The following is a 25798-nucleotide window of genomic DNA, read 5'->3' on the forward strand; positions in this document are numbered from 1 at the left end:
GTTGAGTGATACGTTTTCCAGGCAAGGGTTGACTCCAAATAAATTGAAATCCACCGTTGTCCTACATATCGGTCAACCGGTCAAGATAGTTGTCGTTGAACCGGACAGGGTAATTGTCGCCGAACAGGCCGTGGTGACGGCTATCGCAGGCGGCAAAGCTTGGCTATTAACAAAGATATGACGCTTGAGGCCCGTTACCTTTTGCCGGCCTCCTAAGCTTTATCTCTGGCGCCATCCGTGTTTGTGACGCGTTGAGCATCAACGATGCACAAGCTCGTCTTGGCGCTGCGCCCCGGTTTGAGTCAAGCCGCGCCAGTTCGGCACATCGCTCGGCAGCCTGCGCTGTACCGGTCGACAGTCCGGGAACGCGTTTTCTTGCCGGCACTTTCCAGCAATGGCCTGAGCTGTTCAAATTGTTCTCGATTGATGTCGCTGGGATACACTTTTCTCATGCCCCTGTTATCAAACATATTTAGAAGATATTGAACAGGCTCTTAATGGAAAATAAGCTTTAATAAGCAAACTAAACCCATAAAAATCAGGAACATCGGCGGATAATGAGGCTATAAAGAAAATAGAATAGACGCAGGAATAGACAGATAACTTCCGGCAACGGAATGTTATCCGTATACTTTCTTGTGTTGTCTTGGATTATAACTATATCAGGAGTGCCTCATGAGCCGGTTAGTCCGGATATTATTATTAAGCGCCTTACTATTTTCATCGGTTACTTTAGCCAAACCGTTATCGCTGGAACAGGTGCCCGAACCTCTTAAACCCTGGGTCAACTGGGTATTGCAGGATAATCCTGAACTTGGCTGCCCTTTTATTTATAACAGTTATGAACAAAAACGCTGCAGCTGGCCAACGCAAACGCAGATGGAATTAACACCTGAAAAAGGTATTTTTTCAATCACATGGAAGGTATATCAGGACAGCTGGATCAATTTGCCGGGAGATAGTAGAAACTGGCCGCTTAATGTAACCGTCAATAACAAGACCGCGCCGGTTATGGATAGAAACGGGGTTCCTGTAATTAAACTGACAGCCGGCTACTACCAGATCAAAGGCGGATTTTTATGGCATGCTATTCCGGACAACTTAAGCATTCCGGTTGATACGGGTCTTGTTAGCCTGAAAATCAATGGCATGGTCATTCAGACCCCGGCTATCAGGGACGGGCAGCTATGGTTAAAAGAAAGCGAAATAGGTCAAAAAAAACCTGAAAGCCTTCAAAACAGTCTTGATATTCAAGTGTTCAGAAAAATTATTGATGAAGTGCCGCTGCAGGTTGTAACCCGTCTGGTCCTCGAAGTTTCAGGCGAACAAAGGGAAGTGAAATTGGCCAAGCCGATCCTGGACGAATTTATCCCGCTCGGCTTATACAGTCCATTACCAGCCCGTCTGGAGCCGGATGGACAGTTATTGCTGCAACTTCGGCCGGGTCGCTGGGAGCTTGACATAGTGGCCAGAAGTGCAAATGAATTGCAGTCTATCCCTTTAACTGTCGACACTAAGGACTGGCCGAAATCAGAAATCTGGGTATTTGATGCGCGTCCGCAGCTGCGCGTCGTTGAAATTGAGCAGCTTGACGCCATCGATGCCGCTCAAACCAATTTACCGGCGGAGTGGAAATCTCTGCCCGCCTATAAAATCGGGCAGGGACAGGCGCTGGGATTTAAAGTGATACGTAGAGGTGATCCCGAGCCTGAACCTAATCAGCTTAACTTGACCCGGAAGCTGTGGCTGGATTTTAACGGCGAAGGCTATACCGTCAATGACAGGATCAGCGGCAAAATGACCAGTGGCTGGCGGCTTAATGCGCTGCCGCAAACGCAGTTGGGTAAAGTAACCCTGGACGGCAACAGCCAGCTTATTACCCGGCAAACCGGAACGGCCAAACAGGGTGTGGAAGTCAGAAAAGGCTTGATAGCGCTCGATGCCGACAGCCGTAATGCGGGCAATATCAGCACCATAAGCGCGGTAGGCTGGGAACAAAGCTTCCATAATGTCAGCGCCGAACTGAACCTGCCCCCGGGCTGGCGTTTACTGGCAGCCAGCGGCGTCGATAATGTGCCGGACAGCTGGATTTCCCGCTGGACACTGCTGGATTTATTTCTGGTCCTGATTGCGGCGCTGGCAACCGGCAGGCTATGGAATGTCTATTGGGGACTGTTTGCCCTGATGACCCTGGCTATTATCTGGCATGAGCCGGGTGCGCCCCATTTCGTCTGGCTGAACATTCTGGCCGCGACAGCGTTGATTAAAGTGTTGCCGCAAGGGAAATTCCTTAAATTCATGAGCTGGTATCGCAATGCCTCCTGGCTGGCGCTGGTTCTTATTACCGTGCCTTTTATGGTCGATCAGATACGCACAGGACTTTATCCGCAACTCGAAAAGCCGTGGCAAGCTATCATTATGCCCGAATATCCGGCCACGGAAGCAGTGCCCGCGCCGGCGGCGGACAGTGCCGTCATGCCGGAACAGGTGATGAGAAAGTCAATGTCCGGCTTGCAGGAGCGCAAATATGCGGCCGGCATAGGTAAAAGCGCAGTGAATTTTGAGCGCATAGATCCGACCGCCAAAATACAGACAGGCCCGGGTCTGCCTCAATGGCAATGGCATAAAGTGTTATTGTCATGGAATGGCTCGGTTGATGCTCAGCAACAGCTGCATTTATGGTATCTCTCGCCAGTAATGACCTTGCTGCTGAATTTTATCCGGGTTGCTTTAGTGGTTGCGCTGGCCTTGTTGATGTTTGGCATAGCTGAAAAATTCAGGTTCAAGCTTAAAACAGCCATGCCTTTATTATTATGGTTTTTGCTGTTGCCGCTGATGTCCATGCCGTCACAGAATGTTCATGCCCAATTTCCGGACCGGGCCCTGTTGGAGGAATTGAAAAACAGGCTGCTGGAAGCGCCCGATTGTTTGCCGGGCTGTGCTCAGATTCCGCAGATGAAAATGGCTATTACCGAAAAGGAGATAGCTATTACCCTAAAAATTCATGCGCAGCAATCGGTAGCCGTGCCTTTACCTGCAGAATACGAACAATGGTTTCCCGATCAGGTCATTGTGGACGGCGAAATGGCGCAAGGGCTATATCGCAATCACACGGGTTTGTGGATTAACCTGAGCGAGGGCGAACATCAGGTTGTGCTCAGAGGGGCAACGCCTTCATTAACTGAATTTACCTTGCCCTTACCTTTAAAGCCGCATCATGTAACCCTGGAAAGCAGCGGATGGCAGGTTATTGGCGTAGAGGAAAATGGCCAGGCTGATAATGTTTTGCAATTCAGCCGGATGAACCAGGCTAAAGATGAGGACAGCAAATCTGTGCCGGGCTCCGGGGTTTTGCCGTCCTTTGTCAGACTCGAACGCACTTTGCAACTGGGGCTGGATTGGCGCATTATTACGCAAATTACCCGCATTTCTCCTCCCGATTCAGCGGTTTTATTAAGCGTGCCTTTGCTGCCGGGTGAAGCGGTTACTACGCCGGGCATTCGCGTTAAGGAGGGTAAAGCCGAAATTAATATGCCGGCCCAGCAAACCTTTATGCAATGGGAATCGGTATTGAAAAAGTCGGAGACAATTAATCTTGCCGCCGCCCAAACGAATCAGTGGATCGAAGTCTGGAAAGCCGATGTCAGCCCGATCTGGCATATTGAAACATCAGGCATTCCTATAATTCACCAGAATAGTGATGCCCGATGGCTGCCGGAATGGCATCCCTGGCCGGGCGAAAAAATCACCCTGCACATAACCCGGCCCGATGCTGTAGAAGGTCAGACACTGACCATCGATAGCAGCATACTAGGCATTAAACCCGGGCAGCGCACACAGGACGCTGACTTGAAAATCAGCCTGAGAAGCTCCCAGGGTATGCAGCACACGCTTACCTTACCGGAAAAAGCAGTGCTGCAATCGGTAGCCATCAATGGTCAGACTCAGCCAATCCGGCAGGAAGGCAGAAAACTCACAGTGCCGGTTAACCCCGGCAAGCAGGACATTTCAATTAACTGGCGGCAGGCAACAGCCGTGAGTAGCGTCATAACCACGCCTCTGCTTGATTTAGGCCAGGCAAGTGTTAATACTAATCTGAGTATCGGCTTAGGCCAGGATCGCTGGGTATTATTTACCTTCGGGCCAAAATTCGGCCCAGCCGTTTTATTCTGGGGCGTGCTGATCGTTATTTTTATTTTATCGCTGGGTTTGGGCAAAATCCGGCTGACCCCCTTAAGAAGCTGGCAGTGGTTTTTATTACTGGTCGGACTTAGCCAGATACCCATTGAATCGGCAGGCGTCGTTATTGCTTGGTTAATATTATTAGGCTGGCGGGCTCAGCAGTCTGTCGCCCAAGCAGAATATTTTAATGCGCTGCAAATTATTATCGCTGCTTTAACAATAATCTCATTGGCGATGCTGTTTTTGGCTGTCGAACAGGGCTTGCTGGGTTCGCCCGAAATGCAGATTACCGGCAACCAGTCTTCCGCAACTTTATTAAACTGGTATCAGGACAGAAGCCCATCAACATTGCCGACAGCAAGTGTTATTTCAGTACCGCTAATTACCTATCGATTATTGATGCTGGCCTGGTCGCTGTGGCTGGCAGTCTCATTACTCGATTGGCTGAAATGGGGCTGGGCATGTTTTTCAGCTAACGGTCTATGGAAAAAAGGAGTTAAAAGGAAAGCCCTAGTAGTTGAGCAGGAGCAGAAATAGCATTAGAAAGCAGTTTATAAACCAACATTATTAACAATTGCAGCATGTCAACTTTCCGCTTTCAGCAATTTTCAGTTTTGCAGCAACGATCAGGCATGAAAGTCTGCACGGATGCCGTTTTATTCGGCGCTATGGCGCCGCTTCATCCTGGCGACCGGGTGCTCGATATCGGTACCGGTACCGGCGTGCTTGCGTTAATGGCCGCTCAACTGGGAGCCGCGAAGGTTACAGGCGTGGAGTTAACTCAGGAGGCTTATGAAGAGGCGGGCATTAACTTCAATTTGAGCCCGTGGGCGCATCGTATTGAGGCAGTTCATCAGGATATTCAAGGTTTTGCTCTAGCTGCGGACAGTCAATATGACCTGATAATGAGCAACCCGCCGTTTTTCGCTAATCACAGCAAGACGACAGCTTCACTTAGAAATGCCGCCAGACATACTGATCTATTATCTTTTTCTGATTTAATCAGCAGTGCCGGTAAATTACTGGCTGAACAGGGTTTGTTGTATGTGCTGATTCCCATTTCTGCTGTAGAAAAATTTTCCGCTCTGGCATTGGCGGAGGGGTTTTATCTGATCAATCGAATTGACTATCGCGGCTATGCCCATACCAGGGCTAAAGTCTCGGCGCTTACTTTCAGTCGCACAGTTGCCGGGATTACAGCAAGGTTACTGACGGTTTATGAATCCGTGGGAATGTATACGAAAGAAAGTGAACGTTATTTGGGGAAATTTCTGCTGCGCTTCTCCCCAGGGCGGCAGGCGCAACAATAAGCAACGCTTCCCTGCGTTGCCTGGATTAAACGTTAGCCGAATCAGTTAACTATGCGGTGCCCGCGGCCTCTCATACAGCTGGAGTAGGCTCTTTTATATTGCTGTTCAGAGCTGAGCCCCTGGTTAGCCCCGCCCCCGAAACCGCCTGCAGCCGCGCCTATGGCTGCTCCACTGGCCGGATTGCCGGTAAAGGCGCCTACAATCGCGCCGCCGGCTGCACCGATCAGACCGCCTACGCCTGCGCCTATAGCGGTTTCTTTGGCTGCTCCACCCGAAGCGTGGCCGGCAAGTTGCCTGCATTCGGCCATATCCTGGTTAATTCGATAAGCATTCGGATCATTATAGGCATCAACGGTGGGTGTCCATCCTCCATAGCTATAGCAGCCTGAAACCAGAATGCTGCCTATCAAAGCAATGCTGATTGTTAGTTTTTTCATCTTTCTTTACCTTCATTAGTTACTGAGAAAACAAAAAATTAGACCTTCAATTGTTTGTTTAAGTTTAGGCTAAAATTTATGAATAAAGCATGAATATTGTCTTGGTAACGCCCTATTACAGTTCCCTTAATACCCGCAGAGGTGCTTTATTTACGACGTCCGTAACTCCCCAATAGCCTGCCAGCCCAACAAATAAAGCGCCTGTTATCGGCAATAATCCCCAGACATATAAATTGGGACTGTAATCCATGTGTATGACCTGAGTATACAAGGTATAAATAATGGCTTCTGAAATGACTACCGATAACACACCGGCAATCAGTCCCAGCAAGCCAAACTCAATCACGTGAGTTTTCCTTAAAAAGGAGCGCTTGGCGCCCAGCGTTCTCATTAAAGCGCCATCCTGAATGCGGCTATCCAGGGTGGAATAAACGGCCGCGAACAAAACCGTAAAACCGGCCATCAAGGCAAAATACAAGAGGTAATTAATAGCCTGGGTTAATTGGGCCAGTATGGTTTTAAACTGCTGTAAAATTAAATCGACTTCCAGAATAGTGGTGCTGGGATATTTTTTGACTAATGTGTTTAAAAAATTTTTTTGTTTTTCAGGCAAATAAAAGCTGGTCAGATACGTGCTCGGATAGGCATCAAGGGTGCCGGGAGAGAAAATCATATAGAAGTTTGGTCTCATCGTATCCCATTGAAGCTTGCGGATGCTGGATACGGTTGCTTTAATTTGTTGACTGCCGACAGTAAATATTAATTGATCGTTAAGGTTTATTTTAAGGCTATCAGCCAGTTTCTCTTCGACTGAAACGCTCCCGGGCTGCTCAGAGCTCCACCAGTCGCCGGCGATAATTTTATTATCTTCGGGAAGCTTATGTGTCCAGGTAAGACTGAGCTCTCTATGGGTAGCGTTTTCTCCCTGAGTATCCTTGGTGACAATATGTTGTACCGGTATGTTATTAATTTCCACGAGACGGCCCCGGACTACAGGGAAAAACTCACTGCTCTTGATCTGCTCTTGCTCCATATCGTGTTTAAATGCCGGTAATTGCTTGGGAAAAATATTAAGGGCAAAATGATTAGGGGCATTTTCGGGCAATTGTTTTTGCCAGTTATCGATTAAATCATTGCGTACGGTAAAACTGAGCACCATGGCCACCAGCGTAATGCTGAAAGCCAGTATCTGGCTAACACTGCTGCGGCTGTTTCGCAGCAGTCCCTGTAATCCAAAGCGCCAGATCAGGCTTATCCGCGGCAATAGTTTTCGCGCTAAAGCCAGCAGGCTGTAAACCAGCCCAGCTAGGGCCAGCAATGTCATAAAGCCGACGCCGATAATGGTCGCCGTCATTTTAATATCCTTCGTATACCGCCAAATTAATATCGCGATAATAGCGCTAGCCAAGCCATACACCAGCCAGGCGCTGCTGGGCAAGGGTTCCACTTCACGGCGCAACACGCGCAGCGGCGAAACCTGTTTTAGGCGCAGGATGGGCGGCAGGGCGAAGCCCAATAAAACCGCCATGCCGATGATAAAACCGAAAAATATAGACAATAAGCCGGGATTGGCGATTTGCCTGGGCAATAAATCTTTTAATAGATGAAATAGCGCTGCCTGCGCAAACCAGCCCAATAGACAGCCCATGGCGCTGGCCAATGTGCCCAATACTATAAACTGACTGCTGTAAAGCCAGAGTATTTCCCGCTGCTTACAGCCCAGGCAGCGCAAAATGGCGGTGGCGTTAAAATGCCGTTCCGTATACCGGCGGGTCGCCATGGCGACGGCGACGCCGGCAATCAAAAGCACGACAATGCTGGATAAGCCCAGATAGCGTTCCGCGCGGCTCAAGGCTGAACCCAGTTCCGGACGGTCTTCATGAATATCCATAATGCGCTGGGAGGGATTCAGCCGCGGCTTGATCCAGCGGCTGAATTCGGCCAGCGCCCCGGTTTCGCCAGTAAATTGGAAAAAGTAATGGACATGACTGCCGGGCTGTATGATTGCAGTCGCCTGCAGATCAGCTTCATTGATCATGATGCGGGGAGAAAAGCTGTAAAAGTCGCCGCGTTTGTCGGGTTCATAAGTGATGACATTACTGACTGTCAGTTTTTTTTCGCCGACATTCAAAGGATCGCCCAGCTTGAGCTTTAGCGTCGATAAAACGCGTTTTTCAACCCAGGCCGTGCTTGGCGCCGGGCCTTTTTGCACGGCTGTTTCAGTCCGATAATCCGATGCCGTGATTTTTAAAAAACCGCGCAAGGGATAATTAGCGCTAACGGCTTTGATGCCGGCCAATAGCAGTTCGTCATTTTCAATCACAACACTGGAAAATTCAGCCGTTTGCGATTGCGTCAGATTAAGTTGCTTTGCCTTGTCCAGCCAGTCCGCAGGCAGCGTTGCCGGACTGGCTATCACCAGGTCGGCAGCCAGAAATTCCGCCGCCTGAGTCGCCATAGTGCGTTGCAGGCGATCGGCAAACACTGCAATTGCAGTTGAGCTGGTGACAGCAATAATTAAAGCCAGCACCAGTATGGTTAATTCGCCGGAACGGCTGTCGCGCCACAACAGGCGCAGGGCAAGATTAAAGCGGTTCATATTAAGTGCTCATAAAATTATTGGCAAAACCAAAATATAGTAACTACCAAGGGCACGAAGTTTCGTGGTGCATTATTTCGGGTGCTTCGTAGCGAAAATAAATATTGTCAATTACTTACGATTTTTCCTGAATCCAGCTTGATAGTGCGCTGGCAGCGGCTAGCCAAGACTTGGTCATGGGTCACGAGAATCAACGTGGTGTTGTTTTCATGGTTAAGTTCGAACAGCAAGTCAATAATATATTCACCGGTTTTACTGTCGAGATTGCCCGTGGGCTCATCGGCAAAAAGAATGGAGGGCCGGGTGACAAACGCTCTGGCTAATGCCACGCGCTGCTGTTCGCCGCCGGAAAGTTGTTTCGGCGTATGCGCTAAACGATGCGACAGACCGACTCTATCCAATAACGCAGCTGCTGAGAGTCTGGCATTTCTATCCCCGCTTAACTCCAATGGCAACATGACATTCTCCAGCGCCGTAAGTCCTTGCAGCAATTGAAAAGACTGGAATACAAAACCTATAAGCTCATTGCGGATGGCCGCTCTGCCGTCTTCATCCATGCCGGTTAACAACTGTCCATTAAGAATTATGGTGCCGTTGCTGGGCGTATCCAGCCCCGCCAGCAGGCTTATTAATGTGGATTTTCCCGAGCCGGATTCGCCGACAATGGCTATACTTTCGCCACAATTGATTATCAAATCTATCGATGACAAGATATGCAAAGTTCCTTCGGAAGTGCTAACCGATTTACCCAGGCTTTCTGTTACTATAATGTGCTTTAATAATTCTGCTTGAGTTTGCATAATGATCCGATTATTTTTTGCCGTGATAATTGCGTTAATGTCTATGACTGTTATGGCCAAATCAATTGTGGTTTTGGGAGATAGTATCAGTGCCGAGTACGGAATTGAAGTAGGACGAGGCTGGGTTTCTTTGGTTCAAAACAAACTGAAGGAAAAAAACAGCGGCTATGCCGTTCATAATGAAAGCATTAGCGGCGATACTACCGCAGGCGGCCTGGCGCGTATAGATAAGGTTTTAGCCAGGCATCAACCGGAGATCGTTTTACTTGAACTGGGCGGTAATGACGGGCTGCGCGGCATACCGCCCAAGGTTATGAAAAACAATCTTGCCGAAATTGTCCGGCGCGCGCAGAAAGCCGACGCCAAAGTGTTATTACTCGCCATGAAAATACCGCCCAATTACGGCAAGCGCTATGTGGATATGTTCTATGACGTTTATCCGCAGTTATCGGCGGAATTGGACATCCCCTATATTCCTTTTATCCTGGAAGATGTCGCTCTGATAAAGGAATTAATGCAGCAGGATGGCTTGCATCCCAATCTGAAAGCACAGCAGATTATTGCTGATAAGGTATGGCCGCATCTGATGCCCCTATTAAAATAACAGAGACTTGAATATGACATTATTAACCTTGAAGAACGCCAACAAAATTATAGAAAAAGCCATTGGCAAAGCCAGGGAATTAAATATGGCGCCCTTAACTGTGGTTGTTCTGGATACGGCCGGTCATATAAAAGCCATGCAAAGAGAGGATGGCGCGACCATGATCAGACAGCAAATCGCCACGGCAAAAGCCTGGGGTGCGGTAAGCATGGGCATATCATCCCGAAGCTTGGCAGGCGTGGCGGAGCACCGGCCGAATTTCATGAATGCATTGATAGGCATGGCTGATGGGAAAATAATGCCGGTTCCGGGGGGCGTTCTGATCCGCAATGCCGAAAATAATATTATCGGGTCGGTCGGAATCAGTGGGGATGTTTCAGATCAGGATGAGCGCTGCGCGATTGCCGGCATAGAATCGGCAGGCTTTGTAGCGGGGGTATGATTGAAAGTTAATAATTCATTGCAGAAATTTGCGGGTATAAAAAGGGGATTGAAATGATAGTAACGACGCTAGGCATTCCGGAAGTGCTTATTATTCAGCCCCAGGTGTTCGGCGACAGCCGAGGTTTCTTTCTGGAAAGCTATAATCAGCAGGCTTTCAATAAGGCTACCGGGCTTAATGTATGGTTTGTGCAGGACAACCACAGCCGTTCGGCCAAAGGCGTATTGCGCGGCTTGCATTACCAGATCCAACAACCGCAGGGCAAGCTGGTTCGCGTGGTGCGCGGGTCAATATTTGATGTGGCCGTTGACATGCGCAAAAAATCGCCTACTTTCGGACAATGGGTGGGTGTGGAGCTGAATGAAGAAAATCACACTCAATTATGGGTGCCGCCCGGTTTTGCTCATGGCTTCGTAGTTTTGAGCGATGCTACTGAAGTGTTTTATAAAACTACCGATTATTATGCCCCTGAATTTGAGCGCAGTATTATCTGGAATGATCCCGACCTCGCTATAGACTGGCCGATTCAGGAAGAACCCCGGCTTTCAGCTAAAGACAACGCCGGTTTGCCGCTAGCGCAGGCCGAGGTTTTTTTATGAACCCGCATGCGTCTCAGCCCGTTTCACTGGCCGCGCTGGCTCGCAGCCTCTGGCGTAATCGCCAGCTCATCATGCAAATGACCAGGCGTGAAGTAGTTGGCCGCTATAAAGGCTCCGTGATGGGTTTGCTTTGGTCATTTCTCAACCCGGTATTCATGCTGGTCGTTTATACGTTCGTTTTTTCCGTAGTATTCAAAGCCCGCTGGGGCGTCGGCGATGAAAGCAAGACCCAGTTTGCCGTGGTTCTGTTTGTCGGAATGATTGTTCACGGCCTGTTTGCCGAAGTGCTCAACCGAGCGCCGGGGCTGATTCTTGCCAATGTCAATTATGTTAAAAAAGTGGTTTTTCCATTGGAGATTCTGCCCACAATTACCATGGGCGCAGCATTGTTCCATAGTCTGGTCAGCCTGCTGGTATTGCTGACTGCCTTCGCCATTTTCAACAGTTATGTGCAGTGGACGGCGGTTTTTATCCCTTTGATCCTGCTGCCGCTGGTCATCCTGAGTCTTGGCTTTGCCTGGATGCTTGCCTCTTTGGGTGTATTTTTGCGCGATGTGGGCCAAACCATCGGCCTGGTTACTACCGTCATGATGTTTCTATCGCCGGTATTTTTTCCCGTCACTGCGCTGCCCGAGGAATACCGGCCAATAATCATGGCCAACCCGCTCACCTTTATAATTGAACAGGCGCGTGAAGTGCTTATCTGGGGCCGCTTGCCCGACTGGGCCGGTTTGGGCATATATACCGGCGCGGCTCTTATGGTGGCCTGGGCAGGCTACGCCTGGTTTCAAAAAACCAGAAAGGGATTTGCCGATGTTTTGTGACGAGGCAGGGTTGACAAGTATTTACTGTGATAATTTTTGAATAACTTTTCAGCCGGAGCTTTCCCTACATGGCTGTAGATAAAACCAAAAGTTAAATAGGGCATCTTTATCGGCTATAAAGGCGGAGATTTCGGTAAATCCGCCCCGTTGCAATTGTAAACAAGATTATAATCAATTTAATATATGACTACGAAACCTTTGGCTTCAACCAATATCGTCTGGCATCATGCCACGGTCACACGCGTGCGCCGCGAAACGCAGAATGGGCATCGCGGCGCCATTATCTGGTTTACGGGTTTATCCGGCGCGGGTAAATCCACTCTTGCTCATGCCGTCGAAGAAACTTTGCATCAAGGCGGCTGCCGCACCTTTGTACTGGATGGCGATAATGTGCGCCACGGGTTATGCAGCGATCTGGCTTTCTCAGCTAAAGACCGGCAGGAAAACATTCGCCGCATTGGTGAGGCGGCTAAACTTTTCATGGAAGCAGGAATCATTGTGCTGACCGCTTTTATTTCACCTTATCAAGCTGACCGTGAACGCGTGCGCGCTATGGTTAGGAAGGGCGATTTTCTTGAGATCTATTGCGATACTTCCATCGAGGTTTGCGAAAGCCGTGATACCAAAGGCCTCTATAAAAAAGCCCGAGCAGGACAGATTGCCGAATTCACCGGCATTTCCTCTCCTTATGAAGCGCCGCCAACTCCTGAACTCACTGTTAACACCGGCGCGGCAAAATTGCCGGCTTGTGTACAGCAGGTAATAGATGAAATGATGCGCCGTGACATTGTTAATAGTTCCGGGTTTGCTCTTGTACCGAACGTTCCGAATTGTAATTTCAAGGGGTAAAGGACTGATGGATAAATCGTTTGATTTATACTACGTCCAGTTATGCGCACCTACTTTAAGCTCCTGGCAAAGCTCTTTCAATAGGTAAGGACTATCATTAATTCCATTGATCATTTTATATCGGAAAATGTAAACAGGTTGAATGTCCCCTTGATTTTTTGTTGGTCCTGATGCCCTGCCTGCTTGTCATGACCTTTTACCGCTTTAGCGGAGGCAAGCAGGATCTTATTGTCGTTGAACTAGAAATGCCGCTAATCTCGAGCTTGCAAGAGCTTAAGTCTCACCTTAAACTCTCGCGAGATAACGGTTAATTTCGAACTGATTCCGCCTTGATCCAATAATAAGTGTATCGAAGAGGAAATGTCGCTGCAGGTCCAATCAGAAAAATTAAATCAGGGGGACTGGTGCCTGCAGCCGGGACTAAACGCTATTTCTTACCGCCCTTGTGGCCGGCTTCTCTTGCTTCTTCCGGAGTAAATTCATGAGCACTGCCTTTTTCATGGGCGGCTTGGCCGCCCTTGTGACCGGCTTCTCTTGCTTCTTCCGGAGTAAATTCGTGAGCACTGCCTTTTTCATGAGCGGCATGCCCTCCTTTACTGGCAATTTCCCGTTGTTTCTCTTCGTCCATTGAAGCAAAACCCCGCTTTGCCGTGGAGCCTTTTTTATCGTTCGCTGATTGTTTTTGTTGAGTCATGATCTTTTCCTCACACATATAAATTTAAGTATTATTGAGTGCCTTCTGTAAAATGCGATCAAAAGGCATTTCTTCTTTTTCTTCCCAAAGAAGTAATTATAAAATACAACAATGCTTGCAACCGCTTCCGTACGGCAGGACACATAAGTAAAAGGTTGCAGATCCGAATTTCTTGCGCCGCAAATCACAAGAATCAACGCCATTGCAGAGCAGGTGAAACCCGAGTTATTTATCGCTGTTGTTTCACAATTGCAACGCCAGAGTTTATGACATTGATATAAAAGTAAATAGCGGGGCTGGGAAAATCTGCCGGATGGTTCTTATCCTGGCAAAGGTGGGTGATTCCTGATTCATGAAGTTCAGGATTCAAGAAAAAAGATGAACAGAGAGTATCTCTATTATTTGCTCCAGGGTCAGGTTCTCATTTTCTCCGGTGATAGTATGGGCAAAAATGGGATATTTCAGGTCTATGCCGTAACATCCTGCGTTCTGGCCAAAGGTGTAGATATAGGCGGAAAGACCAGGCTCGTCACGGCTTCCCAGCTCGATAGCCTGGTAATGCTGCTCCTGATTGTTTAATGCCAGGGTATCTTCGCCGTATCGATGCACCAGTTCCAATAACAGGAGCTTAAGCGGAACATCTTTATCAATAGCCCAGATATTCATGCCGGTCCGCAGGCTTAAACTTTCTTTACGACGACGGGTCGGGCGTAATAATTCAGTATCAACAGATGCTGCGCTTTATTGATTAACCACAGGCTAAGTAAAAAACTCAGCAAGGCGCTGCCGGCAATCCATAACTCTGCATACCGGGCATTATTCTCCAGCAGCCAGTCGGCAATGCCGGCACCGGTAAATAGGGCTATGATCGGTACCATATACAATAGCAAGGAAGCGCGTAGCAACAGGTTTTCATCAATAGCAACGATGACTTGATCGCCGGATTTTAGGTGCATGTCGCTATCGACCGGCACCGGCTTTTTCTTGAGAACGCTGCCGAATACATCCGTGGTGCATGATGCTTTTTGCCGGCAGCCGCCACATGCGCCGGCTTGCCCGCTTTCGACCCAGACTTGATGGTTTTCTATTTTCACGACTACCGCGAGTTCTTCTATCATCGCTATGACCTTTCAATCGATAAGCGTCAGATGCTTTCCGGCAAAATAAAGTGTGCCGTCAATTTCTTCCAGACATAGCGATTGCAAGCGTTGTCCAAAACAAAGCGGGCTTTGGCACGCGCCTGTTTTAGGGTCAAAGATAAAGCCGTGCATGGAGCAGCGCAGATATAAGCCGGATTCATCAAAAATGGCGTCCTGTTCGCAGTTTAAAGGTCTGTGCATGTGTACACAATGGTTGATATAGGCATAGACACTGTCTTCAAAAGCAAAAATGATGGCCGAAGTCGGCTGTTTTTTAAAACGGATTTTCCGCGTTAAATAGCTGGTTTTGCGCAGTTCTTGATGAGAACACGCCGGGGTTTGTAAGGGTTTGCTCATGGCCAGTCCTGATGGGTTAGGTGCAACGAATTGTTAATTCCAAGCCTTTGCAAGCATTTTTAACCAGCTATCCAGTCTTGCGGAAGTCAGTTCTTTCTGATTTTCCTGATCCAAAGCCAAGCCTACAAAACAGTTATCAACGACTGCTTTAGAGTTTTTAAAATTATAGCCTTCGGCATTCCATGCGCCAATCATAGTCGCGCCGCATTGTTTAAACGGTTCATACAAATGGAACATGGCATTTACAAATTCTGCAGGGTAGCTTTTTTGATTTCCCAGCCCATAAATCGCTACCTTTTTACCGCTGAAATCCTGCCCGGCCAGCTTCGGTAAAAACTCTTCCCAGCTTTCAGTGGCATTGCCGGTTGATAAACCGGGCAGTTGGCCTTCACCATAAGTGGGCGTGCCTAAAATCAGGGTATCATACGCCAGCATATCGGTCACGGCGGCATTGCGTATATTCACCGGTTTTGCGGCAATTTTTGCGGTCAAAACCGTAGCAATATCTTTTGCAATGCGCCGGGTATTGCCGGTATCGGTGCCAAAAAAAATACCTACTTTAGCCATGATGTCCTCGCCAAGGAGCGGTGTACGCCGTTAACAATTAACAAAAAGAGGAGTAATGCGGCGAATGAATTCGCATCGGCATGGACCATTAGTAGTTGGCATTTTAATGCTGTATTTGCAGCAGTCCAGTCTCCTGATTGCGTTGTCTATGCCGCCACTCATCGGGAGTATACGCTTTAACGCTGACAGCATGGAGTTTGTCTGACGCCAGGGGGCCAGTTAATGTTGCCATGACCAGCTGCTGTTTTTTGACCAATGCCAAATCGCTAAATTGCGAACTGACCACCGTGATCACTAAATCGCAGCCTTCTCCTTCAACTATCACGTCTGCATCAGTTATACCCTGGCGCACCAGTTGCTCAACTTCGCCGGTAGTTAATGCATCATTTGCGGCTTCCGCTTTTTTCGGCGCCGCGGCCGTTAATAACGGTAACAAGCTGCCGTTGTTGGACATTGCTTCAATAATATCGCAGCCGCCAACTAATTCTCCGTTCACGAACAGTTGAGGATACGTCGGCCAGCGGGAAATGCCCGGCAATTTTTCCCGGATAAAAGGCGCTTCCAGCACATTCACATAGGCGTAGGGAATATTGGCCGCATTGAGCAGACCCACGGCTTTGGCTGAAAATCCGCATTGCGGATTCGCGGGTATCCCTTTCATATACAGGATAATCGGATTAGCCGCCAGTTGTTTGCAGATTTTGTCTTCGGTTCTCATGGCTGTCTCTTTAAAATTAAACCTATTTATTATCTGGTCAGGAGTAGCCCGTATGAATGAAGCGTAGCGGAATACGGGTATTTAGTGCCACACTCATCCCGGATTCCGCAAAGCTACATCCGGGCTACGTTAGTTCTTACTGCTGCCCGGCCTGTTGCCTGAGTTTGGTTTCGGCCTTTTTTATCAATCTGATCTCGCCTTCCCCTTTAACGACACCGGCATCAACAATACATTGCTCAATGTCTTCGACGGAGGGAATATCAAACATGGTTTTTCTGAGGATCTGCTCCATGATGCTGCGCAGACCCCGTGCTCCGGTTTCCCGCTCCATGGCTTTTTGGGCGATTTCAACCAGGGCGTCGCGCTCAAAGGTCAGTTCCACGCCTTCATAGGCAAACAGTTGCTGATACTGGCGAACCAGCGCATTTTTAGGCTCGGTTAACACCTGAATCAAGGCCTCGACATCGAGGGGTTCCAATGGCGCCAGCACGGGGAAACGGCCGATAAACTCGGGGATCAGACCGAATTTCCGTAAATCGCTGGGCTGAGTCGCATTCAACATGGCTTCCAGTGCCGGTTTTTCAGCAGGGTTATTCACTTCAGCATGAAAACCGATTGCCGAATTGGCCGGCACCAGACGCTTTTCGACATGTTTTTCCAGGCCCGGAAAAGAGCCGCCGGCAATAAACAGAATATTGCGCGTATCAATTGTTGCTTCTCCGTCCTTGTTGCGTTGGCCTTTGCCGGAAATCTTGACGTGAGAACCTTCGACCAGCCTGAGCAAGGCCTGTTGCACGCCTTCGCCGGAGACATCGCGGGTTCCGGTTTGCTGTTCGGGACTGCGGGCAATTTTGTCGATTTCATCGATATAAACGATGCCCCATTCGGCATTAGCCATATTGCCTTCCGCGACATCGAGCAACCTGACCAGAATGTTTTCCACATCATCGCCGACATAACCGGCCTGCGTCAGTGTTGTCGCATCGGCCACCACAAACGGCACGCCGACAATTTTCGCCAGCGTGCTGGCTAATAATGTCTTCCCTGTACCGGAAGGGCCTATTAACAGAATGTTGGCCTTGCCGATTTCCACATCCTTGTCAAATTCGCCCAGCCCGGCATCGCCGCTTTCGTGCTTGAGACGCTTGTAATGGTTATAAACCGCAACAGACAAAATTTCCTTGGCCAGATCCTGACCAATAACGTATTGATCAAGATGCGCTTTTATTTTTGCCGGGATAGGCAATGCGCCCTGCATTTCGGAAAGCTCTTTTTTCCGCCCCCAATTCGTTACGACCTGGTTCGCCAATAATACGCAGGCCCCGCAGATAGTGCCTTCGGCGCCGGCAATCAAAGGTACTGATGCAGACTGATTAATGCCGCAAAATGAACAGTGTTTGATATCTTTATTGCTCATGATTGTTTTCCCCGGATTCAGGTATCGGTAAGCCGGCTATCCATGCACGCTGGCAGGTATGGCGGGCGCGTTCTTTCATTAGCTGACGTATTTTCGGTGTGGCTTTTGCCAGAGACAGAGTTTCAGCCTTTTGTATGCTTTTGCACAGCAGCACATGAAAACCGATTTCCGACTTGACCACATTGCTGACTTCACCCTGTTTTAAACTAAACAGCACCGCGTCCAGTTCCGGATAAAGCGTGCCTCGGGATACGGCGCCCAGAACGCCGCCTTGCAGGGCAGTAGGACACTCGGAATGCCTTAACGCCAGATCGGCAAATTTATACGGTTTTTTATGCAGTTTTCCAGCAAGTTCCTGAGCACGCAGTAAAGCCGTCTCACAGGTATTTTCAGGATAATCCGGATTGATACTGATAAAGATATGGCAGGCTTCACGCCTTTCAGGAAGATGGAACTGATCGGCATGAAGATGGTAATAGATGCCGATTTCGACCTCGCTGATCGCGGGCGCAAGGCTGGCAATTAACTCCAGCACCGTATTGACCTTGCACTGACGATGCAGTGCCGCCATCAGGCTCGCGGTGTCGAGCCGGTTTTTTTCCAGATCGCCGAGAAAAGCAGACTCATTGTCATAACGGCCGCGAATTTCCTGATAGGCCTGCCGCAATTCCTGTTCGGTAATAATCACTGCCGCCGCTTCAGGCGCATTCAGCACACGGCTTTCAATCCTGAATTCATTTAAAGCCTGAATTTTTGCCTTGTTTAACTCGGCCTCCGCCAATTCAGCGGGTGATTTTTTGAATAAGAGTAAAGCCGCTCTTAATAAATTGTAAGATAAATTGTCAGTTTCCAACTGAGCAGGTTTTTCAATTACAGTCATATCAAAGCTCCGGTTCATGAAATGACTCAGGGTGCGCCGGGGCAAGCGCTGACTCGGGCACTTGCAGAGTTCTGCCCTGAAAAGCGACATGATATTGAATCAGTTCACTGTCTCTGAGCACCTTAAAAACTTCGCCTTCCGTGCCTTTTGCAAACAAAATATTACCTTGCATTGCCAAATCGATAGTGCAAATCACCTTGTCTCTGAACTCAAAGCGGCTGGGATTCCAGGGTTCTTCAATCCCTATCAGTTCTTCCAGACGGCAACCCACCATGCGTCCCGGGTTCAGGAAATGTACGGTAAAAATAACCTGGTCCTGGAGAAAAGTGCCCACTTCGATAACATTGCCGACACTGCCCCGACGAATCAATAGAGCCCCTGTTTCCATGCCGGGGTAGGTGCCGTCATTGCGGACGTTTCTGGTTATCCGGACCGTTTCACCAAATTCAAACCGGCCTTCATCGAAGCGTTCGGGTTTCATGTTTTTATATCGCTTAAGGAAACAAATGCCGTCTGCGGTTCGCCCATCGCAAATACTTTAAAAACCTTTTCGGTCTGGGCGTCGGATTCGACAAAATCCTGATAGGCTCTCTGCAATAATTTGCTATAAACCGCCCTTTTCGGAATTTCATTTTCCGGCATGTCATCACCGGCTTTTTGTATATAATCATGAAAACGCTGCAAAATATGCAAGCGGTTGACATGCACTACGCCAGGCTCATATTCCAGTTGAAAATATTGTAAAAAGTCTTCGGCAGATTCCAGCTCTTCCATTTCTTCTTCAAAACTCATGGCTTTTCTCCGGTAATTAAAGGGGGCAGACTAAAGATAGATCCTGAATTAAAAGGTAGATTGCCGGGATAATTAGTGCTAACGGTCAGTAATGAATCAGTTATCTTTTTAAACATGATCTTGCTCTGATAATAGAAACTTTGGGTCTTCGCCTTTACGCTTGACCACCAGTTCCAGTAATCCCCTTGCGCCAATCCGGTCTTTGCTGTCCAGAGCCGCCAGTTTTTCAAATATGCTCTGGCTCAAATCCAGATTCTCCATGCGCATATTTAAAAAGCCGATGGCTTTCAGGGTAAACAGATACAACCTGACCTGAGTTAATAAAGCCGCAGGGGCGCCATTAATATGGCTGGGTTGCAAGTCCCGCCAGTCCTCGGGAAAACCTATCAAAGGTCTTATCACAGCCAAGGCTTTAAGGGTTGCATTCAATGCATCTTCGAGCCGGTGCTGGTAATAATAAAAACGGTTCAACGCCACCAGTACGTTCAACGACTCAGGCGCAAGAAAATAAGCTTTCAGTAACGGCAGCTCGGCATCGCCATTGGCATAATTTTCTGCAGCGACTGCTATTAACGCTTTCACCCCCGCAACCTCGGGCTCTTCAAAATACAAGCCCTGTGCTTCAAAATCCAACAGATCCATTTATGCTCCCGCGGCCAGCTTTACCGGACCTTCTTTTCTTGGAATGCAGACGCTTTCCGCTTCACACACATCACAAATTTCTTCATCTGTTACTTTGCCTCCCATTTGCCTGGCTTCCAGTTCATCAATCCGTTCTATCAAACAGGCAATAGCCCTGCCGACCGGATCAGGAATCAAATGATGGTTCAGATCAATGCCGCGCAGGTTTTGTATTTGGGTGCCTTTGCTTTGAATAACCCGCCCCGGAATGCCCACTACCGTACAACAAGGCGGAACATCCTTGACGACCACCGAATTAGCGCCGACACGGACATTATTGCCCAGGGTAATGGCTCCAAGAATCTTAGCTCCGGAACCCACCAGCACATTGTTGCCCAGGGTAGGATGACGTTTTTCCTTGTTCCAGGTGGTACCTCCCAGAGTTACGCCATGATAGAGCGTGACATCATTGCCAATTTCCGCCGTCTCTCCGATTACGACGCCCAGCGCATGATCAATGAACAAGCGGCGCCCGATGGTTGCGCCCGGATGAATTTCGACACTGGTAAACATTTTGGCCATTGCGGACAGGATTCGGGCAGTCAATTTCCAGTTCGCTTTCCATAAACGGTGACTTATCCGGTGCACCAGCACTGCATGAACACCCGAATAAGTCAGCAAAATATCCCAAACGCTGTGCGCAGCAGGGTCACGGCCAAAAACACAATAAATATCTTCCTTCCATTGGCCCAAAAAACCCAGCGGTTGTTCTGGATTGACAGTTGCATTATCAGACATGACCCTGACCATCAGGTAATACTCCAGGCTGTTTGTCCCGGAACAGGCATTCCCGGTATTCTGAAGAATGAGCCGGGATAACGATCGTCCTGATCGGGTATTTCCAACTCGTCCTTCATCTCCGGCTCGCATGTTTGTGGTTCGCTATATTCATTCATAACTGTCTCTCCTGAAGATTTTGATGAAATCGGTTGAGATCGACCGCTTTGGGAGTTTGTTTGGTATCGCTGACAAAGCGTCTGACCTGGATTAATAAGGCTTGCGCCTGTGTTCGGGTGACCGCTATGCCCATTTGCCGGTAGGCATGAATCACCCCCTGGGTGCCGGAATGCTTGCCTAAAACCAGTTGATGGCTGCGCCCGACTATGGCAGGGTCAACACCCTGATAATTGTGCGGATCCTTGATCAAGCCATCGACATGGATACCGGCTTCATGACTGAATACATCCTTGCCGATCAAGCTCTTGCGGCTGCCTATCGCATCGCCCGAGGCATGGGCAACCAATGCCGACAAAGCGGAAAAATGGAATAAATCAACGCCGGTTTCGATACCGTACAGTTGCTTCAAGCCGACTACCACTTCTTCCAGGGCGGCATTGCCGGCCCGTTCTCCCAGCCCGTTAACGGTAGTATTGACATGAGTCGCCCCTGCCAATGCCGCCGCCAGCGTATTGGCGGTAGCAAGCCCCAGATCGTCATGGGCGTGCATTTCGATTTCCATATCCGTTGCGGCCCTTAATTTTTTAATTATTTCAAAGACGCCGAAAGGTTCCATGATCCCTACCGTATCGGCGAAACGGATTCTGCCGGCTCCTGCGCGCTGTGCGGTTTCAGCCATGCGTATTAAAAAATCCGGATCCGCACGCGAGGCGTCTTCCATGCCGACGCATACCTCCATGTTCAAGCTTCGCGCTTCATCTACGCAGCGGGTAATGGCATCTAAAACCCACTGCCGGCTTTGTTTGAGCTTGTGCTGAATATGCTGATCCGATGCCGAGATGGACAAGTCAATCTTATCCACATTTAAGCCTAGACTGCCAAGCAAATCATCGCGGCGCATTCTCGACCAGACCAGCAGCTTTGCTGGCAATCCCAATGCCGCAATCGCCTTGATTTCTTCCTGTTCCACAGGCCCCATGGCCGGAATGCCGATTTCCAGTTCCGATACGCCCAGGCCTGCGAGCTGCGCTGCAATGATGAGCTTTTCGTCCAGCGAAAACGCGACGCCGGCAGATTGCTCGCCATCCCTGAGCGTAGTGTCATCTATGATGATGTGGCGAGTTTGAGTTTTCATAAGATTTTAATCTAATCAAAATGCTGTCAATAGAGAGGAAGCAAAACCCTTGCCAACTGTTTAAGGCTTGAAAATAGCGATCTGGAGGCGGAGTGTAGGCGGAAGAGTTTACGTCATATCAAACAATGCGAATGATTAAGAGTAAAATTGTAGGAAAACTGACAAATTACAAGTCTGAGTTTCGCTGAAAAATATGCAGTTTATTTAAATAATAATGGCTCTTGATTTATATAAGAAGTGCACCCTGGCTTAAACAGGAAGATTGGAGTGTATAGTTTCCGTCGACCCAAACAAAAAACTGAAGAGGTGTTCAATGAGAACTCTCAACCCTCTAAGGCAAGAAGAAAAATACTCTTTACCGTGCTATTTTCAGGAAGTATTTTTTAGCCAATTCCTAAGCAAATTGTTTAAAGACGCCGGTTTAGCGAAATCGGATTGTTAAAGCTTGGTAGATCACTTGTACATCAGTAAACAACCGGGCTTACGCTGCCGCTAATCCGGCCTACGCAAGCACTAGAGCAACTCGCCCAACAATCTTGTGTTACCCTATTGCTCTTTTCCCTCAGGGGCAACTCCAACACTTGGCATTCAGCCAGGCCCACCAGAAAGGATAAATTATGACCAATCCCCTTAAGTGCCCAAAATGCAGCTCGGAATACGGCTATGAAGACGGAAATATGATTATTTGCCCTGAGTGCGGGCATGAATGGCCTAAGGATGCGGCAGAGGCGCAGACCGAAGGGTTCGTAGTGCGTGATGCTTACGGCAATGTGCTGAATGACGGCGATAATGTAACATTGATTAAGGATTTGAAAGTTAAAGGCTCGTCTTCGGTCATTAAGATGGGCGCCAAGGTGAAGATTATCCGCCTGGTTGATGGTGATCATAATATCGATTGCAGAATTGACGGCATTGGCGCCATGCAACTGAAATCGGAATTTGTAAAGAAAGCGTAATGGCGCTAGTCCGGCGGCAGTATTTTCCAACCCGTCATTTAAATAACCTCATTACACAAAGAATGCGGCGTAAATAAAATGTTTTTTTAGTCTTTGCCGTTCTCGGCATTGGGCCGGTTTCACTCACGGGTTAAACCGGCATGTAGATCATGTAAATGAGGTTACAGGTTTTACCGCCTGGCAGCAGTATTTAGGATAAAAGCAATTAAAAGGGACCGCCTGAATAAGCTGACCCGCTGCAAGATTCTATTTCCGGTGTATCAACGGTAGCACTTAAGCATAAGTCGGTTGAAACGCCTGCTCCGGATTTGCCGCAGGGCCGTCTCCTTCCCAATACGGCGATAACTTGCGCAAGGTGGCTACGATGCCAGGCATGACTTGCAACACCTTATCGACTTCGGCCATCGTGTTATAGCGTGAAAAGGAAAAGCGAATTGTGCCGTGCGCCGCCGTGTAGGGAATGTCCATTGCCCGCATTACATGCGAAGGCTCCAGCGATCCCGAGGTGCAGGCCGAGCCGCTGGATGCGGCGATGCCGGCTTTATTGAGCAGCATCAAAATCGACTCGCCTTCAATATATTCAAAGGCTATATCAGTCGTATTCGGCAAACGGTTGTTCATATCGCCGGTTACAAAACAATGGGGAATCTGCTCGGTAATGCCGCGTTCCAGACGGTCGCGCATGGCTTTGACTTTAGTGTTTTCATACTCGATATATTCCAGCGCCAATTCACAGGCTTTTCCGAGACCGACAATGGACGCGCTGTTTTCAGTTCCTGCGCGTCGCCCCCGCTCCTGATGGCCGCCGCGCAGTAGGGGCCGATACCGCGTGCCGCGGCGAAGATACAAAACACCAATGCCTTTGGGCGCATGCAGTTTATGTCCCGATATTGACAACATATCGATTTTGGTGTCCTGCAACATCATCGGAATCTTGCCGACCGCCTGTACGGCGTCGGTATGAAACATTACCCCAGCAGCGTTTGCCATGGACGCCATTTCCACGACCGGGAAAATCGTCCCGGTTTCATTATTCGCCCACATCACCGAGACAATCGCCACCTGATCGGACAGCAAATCTTTATAGGCATTCAGGTTCAGGCGTCCGGCTTTATCGACCGGCATTCTATGGATCGTGTAACCTTCTTTTTCAAGGTTTTCGCACACGCTTAAAATGGCCGGATGCTCTACCGTAGTGGTAATGATTTCCTTTTTATTCGGCTGGGCCTTGATCGCGGAAAGAATCGCCGTGGAGTTGGATTCGGTGCCGCAGGACGTAAAAATGATTTCGGAATCATGTTCGCAGCCGATCAAGGACTGAACCTGGCCGCGGGCATGTTTAAGCCCCCGTGCTACGCCATCGGCAAATTTATGGATTGATGACGGATTGCCGTATTGCTCAAGAAAATAGGGAATCATCACATCGACCACGGCAGGATCAACCCGGGTGGTAGCATTATTATCGAGATAAATGGTCATGACACAGCCTCTATATTAACCAGTTTCGACATTTCCGATGCCGGCACGACTTTTATGAATTCGCCCATCACTTCCATTAGACGCTGTTGAACTCCGGCAATCGTCATCGCCGCCATCTGGCAACCGTTACACGCGCCGGTCATGTTGACATAAGCGGTGTTGCCGATAACTTCAACCAGTTCTACATCGCCGCCGTCAGCCATCAGCGCAGGTCTTAAGGATTCCAGCACCTGTTCGATTTTCTTGATGCGCTGCAAATTGGTCAATGGCGCTTTTATCGCCGTGACTTTTGCAGTTTGCTCTATGGGCGCGGCATTCGGGTCAAATTTTTCGCCTTTTTCCGCCAATACTTTTTCCAGAATCGCTTCGATATCTTCATGGCAAGATGCGCAACCACCGCCTGCTTTGGTAAAGTTGGTCACATCTTCAACGGTGCGCAATTTATTGGCCCAGACCATTTCTTCAATCATCACCGCATCAATCGCAAAGCATTTACAGACCAATGCACCTTCCTCATGGTCATCTTTCCATTCTTCGCCGCGATAATTGGCTATCGCCGCCTGCAGCGCTTCGCGCCCCATCACCGAACAGTGCATTTTTTCGGGCGGCAGGCCTTCGAGCTGATCGGCAATATCCTGATTCGTCACTTTTAAGGCTTCATCGAGCGTCATGCCTTTAATAATTTCGGTCAGCACCGATGATGAAGCAATGGCGGAACCGCAACCAAAGGTTTGAAAGCCCGCTTCGAGAATCACTTCGCTGTCATCATCAACCTTCAATGTCAGCCGCAACGCATCGCCGCAACTGATGGAACCCACTTCGCCTGTCGCATTGGCATCCACGACCGCACCGGCATTTTTGGGGTTAAAAAAATGTTCTTTTACTTTGTCTGAATAATCCCACATGGCTTTATCCTCGTATTAGCTTGTAACTTGTAGGGTGGGCAACGCTTTTTGCCCACCATTCATTCCATATTGAAGGTCAGTGGGCAAAAAGCGTTGCCCACCCTACATTAAGAACAGGATTTGGTTCCGGTACCTTCGGCGCTGGTGTTAAACGAAGAGCCGCAAGCGCAACTTTTAGCCGCATTAGGGTTGGTAAACTTGAATCCCGAGCCGTCAATATTGTCGAGAAAGTCGATGGACATGCCATCGAGCATCGGCATACTGACCGGATCGATAAACACTTTCACGTCGCCGCAATCAATGATGGTATCTTCCGGCGTGTGGCTGGCTTCAAGCTTCAAACCGTATTGATAACCTGAACAGCCGCCATCAGTGACTTCTATCCGCAAACCTGCTGAAGGTGTTTCCGAGCCGGCAATGAAGCGGTTGACAGCGTTAATGGCCTTTTCTGTTAATGTAATCACACATGTCTCCTGAAGGGTTTGGCATCGTTCTTGTAAATATTTAAAGCAACCTGTATGCCATTTCGTAATTT

At 48.7% G+C, this 25798-nt stretch carries 29 protein-coding genes and 1 pseudogene; 9 read left to right on the plus strand and 21 right to left on the minus strand.

The features are described from left to right. On the plus strand, window positions 1–181 hold a 181-nt coding region (locus HUX64_RS10455; protein ID WP_217426502.1), incomplete at its 5' end, for a hypothetical protein. Window positions 182–358: 177 nt separating this feature from the next. Here HUX64_RS10455 and HUX64_RS20425 read toward each other — a convergent pair. Next, a pseudogene (locus tag HUX64_RS20425) lies at window positions 359–452 on the minus strand (IS5/IS1182 family transposase); the annotation flags it as partial. A gap of 223 nt (window positions 453–675) precedes the next feature. Here HUX64_RS20425 and HUX64_RS10465 point away from each other — a divergent pair. Further along, window positions 676–4719: a hypothetical protein gene (locus HUX64_RS10465; RefSeq protein ID WP_174626182.1), complete on the plus strand. Its 4044-nt coding sequence runs from the start codon at window positions 676–678 to the stop codon at window positions 4717–4719. A 44-nt stretch (window positions 4720–4763) separates the two neighbouring features. Then, window positions 4764–5492: a tRNA1(Val) (adenine(37)-N6)-methyltransferase gene (locus tag HUX64_RS10470; protein WP_174626183.1), complete on the plus strand. Its 729-nt coding sequence runs from the start codon at window positions 4764–4766 to the stop codon at window positions 5490–5492. A 41-nt stretch (window positions 5493–5533) separates the two neighbouring features. Here the strand turns inward: HUX64_RS10470 and HUX64_RS10475 are convergent, their stop codons facing one another. The 3 genes from HUX64_RS10475 to HUX64_RS10485 all read right to left on the minus strand — a co-directional run bounded on the left by HUX64_RS10475 (window position 5534) and on the right by HUX64_RS10485 (window position 9328). Then, complete coding sequence (locus HUX64_RS10475) at window positions 5534–5929, minus strand: glycine zipper family protein (protein ID WP_174626184.1); 396 nt, start codon at window positions 5927–5929, stop codon at window positions 5534–5536. A gap of 115 nt (window positions 5930–6044) precedes the next feature. After that, window positions 6045–8528, minus strand: a complete 2484-nt coding sequence (locus tag HUX64_RS10480) for an ABC transporter permease (protein ID WP_174626185.1) — start codon at window positions 8526–8528, stop codon at window positions 6045–6047. A 107-nt stretch (window positions 8529–8635) separates the two neighbouring features. After that, window positions 8636–9328, minus strand: coding sequence for an ABC transporter ATP-binding protein (locus HUX64_RS10485; protein ID WP_174626186.1), 693 nt, complete (start codon window positions 9326–9328; stop codon window positions 8636–8638). A gap of 1 nt (window position 9329) precedes the next feature. Here HUX64_RS10485 and HUX64_RS10490 point away from each other — a divergent pair, with 1 nt between their 5' ends. From HUX64_RS10490 to cysC, 5 genes are all read left to right on the plus strand, one after another. After that, window positions 9330–9932: an arylesterase gene (locus HUX64_RS10490; protein WP_246246990.1), complete on the plus strand. Its 603-nt coding sequence runs from the start codon at window positions 9330–9332 to the stop codon at window positions 9930–9932. 13 nt (window positions 9933–9945) lie between these two features. Next, window positions 9946–10374, plus strand: a complete 429-nt coding sequence (locus HUX64_RS10495; protein WP_174626188.1) for a GlcG/HbpS family heme-binding protein — start codon at window positions 9946–9948, stop codon at window positions 10372–10374. 53 nt (window positions 10375–10427) lie between these two features. Further along, window positions 10428–10973: a dTDP-4-dehydrorhamnose 3,5-epimerase gene (rfbC, locus tag HUX64_RS10500; RefSeq protein WP_174626189.1), complete on the plus strand. Its 546-nt coding sequence runs from the start codon at window positions 10428–10430 to the stop codon at window positions 10971–10973. Then, window positions 10970–11797 (plus strand): ABC transporter permease, encoded by an 828-nt coding sequence (locus tag HUX64_RS10505; RefSeq protein ID WP_174626190.1) that lies wholly within the window; start codon window positions 10970–10972, stop codon window positions 11795–11797. Before rfbC ends, HUX64_RS10505 begins: the two co-directional genes overlap by 4 nt. A 183-nt stretch (window positions 11798–11980) precedes the next feature. After that, entirely contained in the window at window positions 11981–12646 is a 666-nt protein-coding gene (gene cysC, locus HUX64_RS10510; protein ID WP_174626191.1) for an adenylyl-sulfate kinase, read from the plus strand. A 427-nt stretch (window positions 12647–13073) separates the two neighbouring features. Here cysC and HUX64_RS10515 read toward each other — a convergent pair whose 3' ends face one another. From HUX64_RS10515 to nifV, 14 genes are all read right to left on the minus strand, one after another. Further along, window positions 13074–13340 (minus strand): KGG domain-containing protein, encoded by a 267-nt coding sequence (locus HUX64_RS10515; protein WP_174626192.1) that lies wholly within the window; start codon window positions 13338–13340, stop codon window positions 13074–13076. A gap of 366 nt (window positions 13341–13706) precedes the next feature. Then, the gene (locus tag HUX64_RS10520; protein WP_174626193.1) at window positions 13707–14006 is read right to left on the minus strand and encodes a hypothetical protein; all 300 of its coding nucleotides are present in this window, start codon (window positions 14004–14006) and stop codon (window positions 13707–13709) included. A gap of 14 nt (window positions 14007–14020) precedes the next feature. Further along, window positions 14021–14458 (minus strand): SoxR reducing system RseC family protein, encoded by a 438-nt coding sequence (locus tag HUX64_RS10525; protein WP_174626194.1) that lies wholly within the window; start codon window positions 14456–14458, stop codon window positions 14021–14023. Window positions 14459–14470: 12 nt separating this feature from the next. Further along, a complete protein-coding gene (locus tag HUX64_RS10530) occupies window positions 14471–14836 on the minus strand; it encodes a Rieske (2Fe-2S) protein (protein WP_174626195.1) in 366 nt (121 codons plus the stop codon). 33 nt (window positions 14837–14869) lie between these two features. Then, window positions 14870–15403, minus strand: a complete 534-nt coding sequence (locus HUX64_RS10535; protein WP_174626196.1) for a flavodoxin — start codon at window positions 15401–15403, stop codon at window positions 14870–14872. Between the two features lie 103 nt (window positions 15404–15506). After that, on the minus strand, window positions 15507–16121 hold the full coding sequence (gene grxD / locus HUX64_RS10540) for a Grx4 family monothiol glutaredoxin (RefSeq protein WP_174626197.1): 615 nt from the start codon (window positions 16119–16121) through the stop codon (window positions 15507–15509). 136 nt (window positions 16122–16257) lie between these two features. Then, window positions 16258–17538 carry an ATP-dependent Clp protease ATP-binding subunit ClpX gene (gene clpX / locus HUX64_RS10545; protein WP_174626198.1) on the minus strand — a complete coding sequence of 427 codons (1281 nt, stop codon included), beginning with the start codon at window positions 17536–17538 and terminating at the stop codon, window positions 16258–16260. Then, on the minus strand, window positions 17528–18418 hold the full coding sequence (nifM, locus tag HUX64_RS10550) for a nitrogen fixation protein NifM (RefSeq protein ID WP_174626199.1): 891 nt from the start codon (window positions 18416–18418) through the stop codon (window positions 17528–17530). Before nifM ends, clpX begins: the two co-directional genes overlap by 11 nt. Before the next feature lies 1 nt (window position 18419). Then, window positions 18420–18899 carry a nitrogen fixation protein NifZ gene (locus HUX64_RS10555; protein ID WP_174626200.1) on the minus strand — a complete coding sequence of 160 codons (480 nt, stop codon included), beginning with the start codon at window positions 18897–18899 and terminating at the stop codon, window positions 18420–18422. Further along, entirely contained in the window at window positions 18896–19210 is a 315-nt protein-coding gene (nifW, locus tag HUX64_RS10560) for a nitrogenase-stabilizing/protective protein NifW (RefSeq protein ID WP_174626201.1), read from the minus strand. The genes HUX64_RS10555 and nifW overlap by 4 nt, the downstream gene beginning before the upstream one ends. A gap of 108 nt (window positions 19211–19318) precedes the next feature. Then, window positions 19319–19852, minus strand: a complete 534-nt coding sequence (locus HUX64_RS10565; protein ID WP_174626202.1) for a hypothetical protein — start codon at window positions 19850–19852, stop codon at window positions 19319–19321. Continuing rightward, on the minus strand, window positions 19853–20629 hold the full coding sequence (gene cysE / locus HUX64_RS10570; RefSeq protein WP_246246991.1) for a serine O-acetyltransferase: 777 nt from the start codon (window positions 20627–20629) through the stop codon (window positions 19853–19855). A gap of 11 nt (window positions 20630–20640) precedes the next feature. After that, window positions 20641–20787: a hypothetical protein gene (locus tag HUX64_RS10575; protein WP_174626204.1), complete on the minus strand. Its 147-nt coding sequence runs from the start codon at window positions 20785–20787 to the stop codon at window positions 20641–20643. Next, window positions 20784–21923, minus strand: coding sequence for a homocitrate synthase (nifV, locus tag HUX64_RS10580; RefSeq protein ID WP_174626205.1), 1140 nt, complete (start codon window positions 21921–21923; stop codon window positions 20784–20786). The genes HUX64_RS10575 and nifV overlap by 4 nt, the downstream gene beginning before the upstream one ends. Before the next feature lie 617 nt (window positions 21924–22540). Here nifV and HUX64_RS10585 point away from each other — a divergent pair. After that, complete coding sequence (locus tag HUX64_RS10585) at window positions 22541–22879, plus strand: zinc ribbon domain-containing protein YjdM (RefSeq protein WP_174626206.1); 339 nt, start codon at window positions 22541–22543, stop codon at window positions 22877–22879. A 273-nt stretch (window positions 22880–23152) separates the two neighbouring features. Here the strand turns inward: HUX64_RS10585 and nifS are convergent, their stop codons facing one another. From nifS to HUX64_RS10600, 3 genes are all read right to left on the minus strand, one after another. Next, window positions 23153–24358, minus strand: a complete 1206-nt coding sequence (gene nifS / locus HUX64_RS10590) for a cysteine desulfurase NifS (protein ID WP_174626207.1) — start codon at window positions 24356–24358, stop codon at window positions 23153–23155. After that, complete coding sequence (gene nifU / locus HUX64_RS10595; protein ID WP_174626208.1) at window positions 24355–25263, minus strand: Fe-S cluster assembly protein NifU; 909 nt, start codon at window positions 25261–25263, stop codon at window positions 24355–24357. The genes nifS and nifU overlap by 4 nt, the downstream gene beginning before the upstream one ends. A gap of 107 nt (window positions 25264–25370) precedes the next feature. Continuing rightward, window positions 25371–25727, minus strand: a complete 357-nt coding sequence (locus HUX64_RS10600) for a HesB/IscA family protein (protein WP_174626209.1) — start codon at window positions 25725–25727, stop codon at window positions 25371–25373. Between the last annotated feature and the right edge of the window lie 71 nt (window positions 25728–25798).

The organism is Candidatus Methylobacter favarea, assembly GCF_902806695.1.
Taxonomy (GTDB): domain Bacteria; phylum Pseudomonadota; class Gammaproteobacteria; order Methylococcales; family Methylomonadaceae; genus Methylobacter_B; species Methylobacter_B favarea.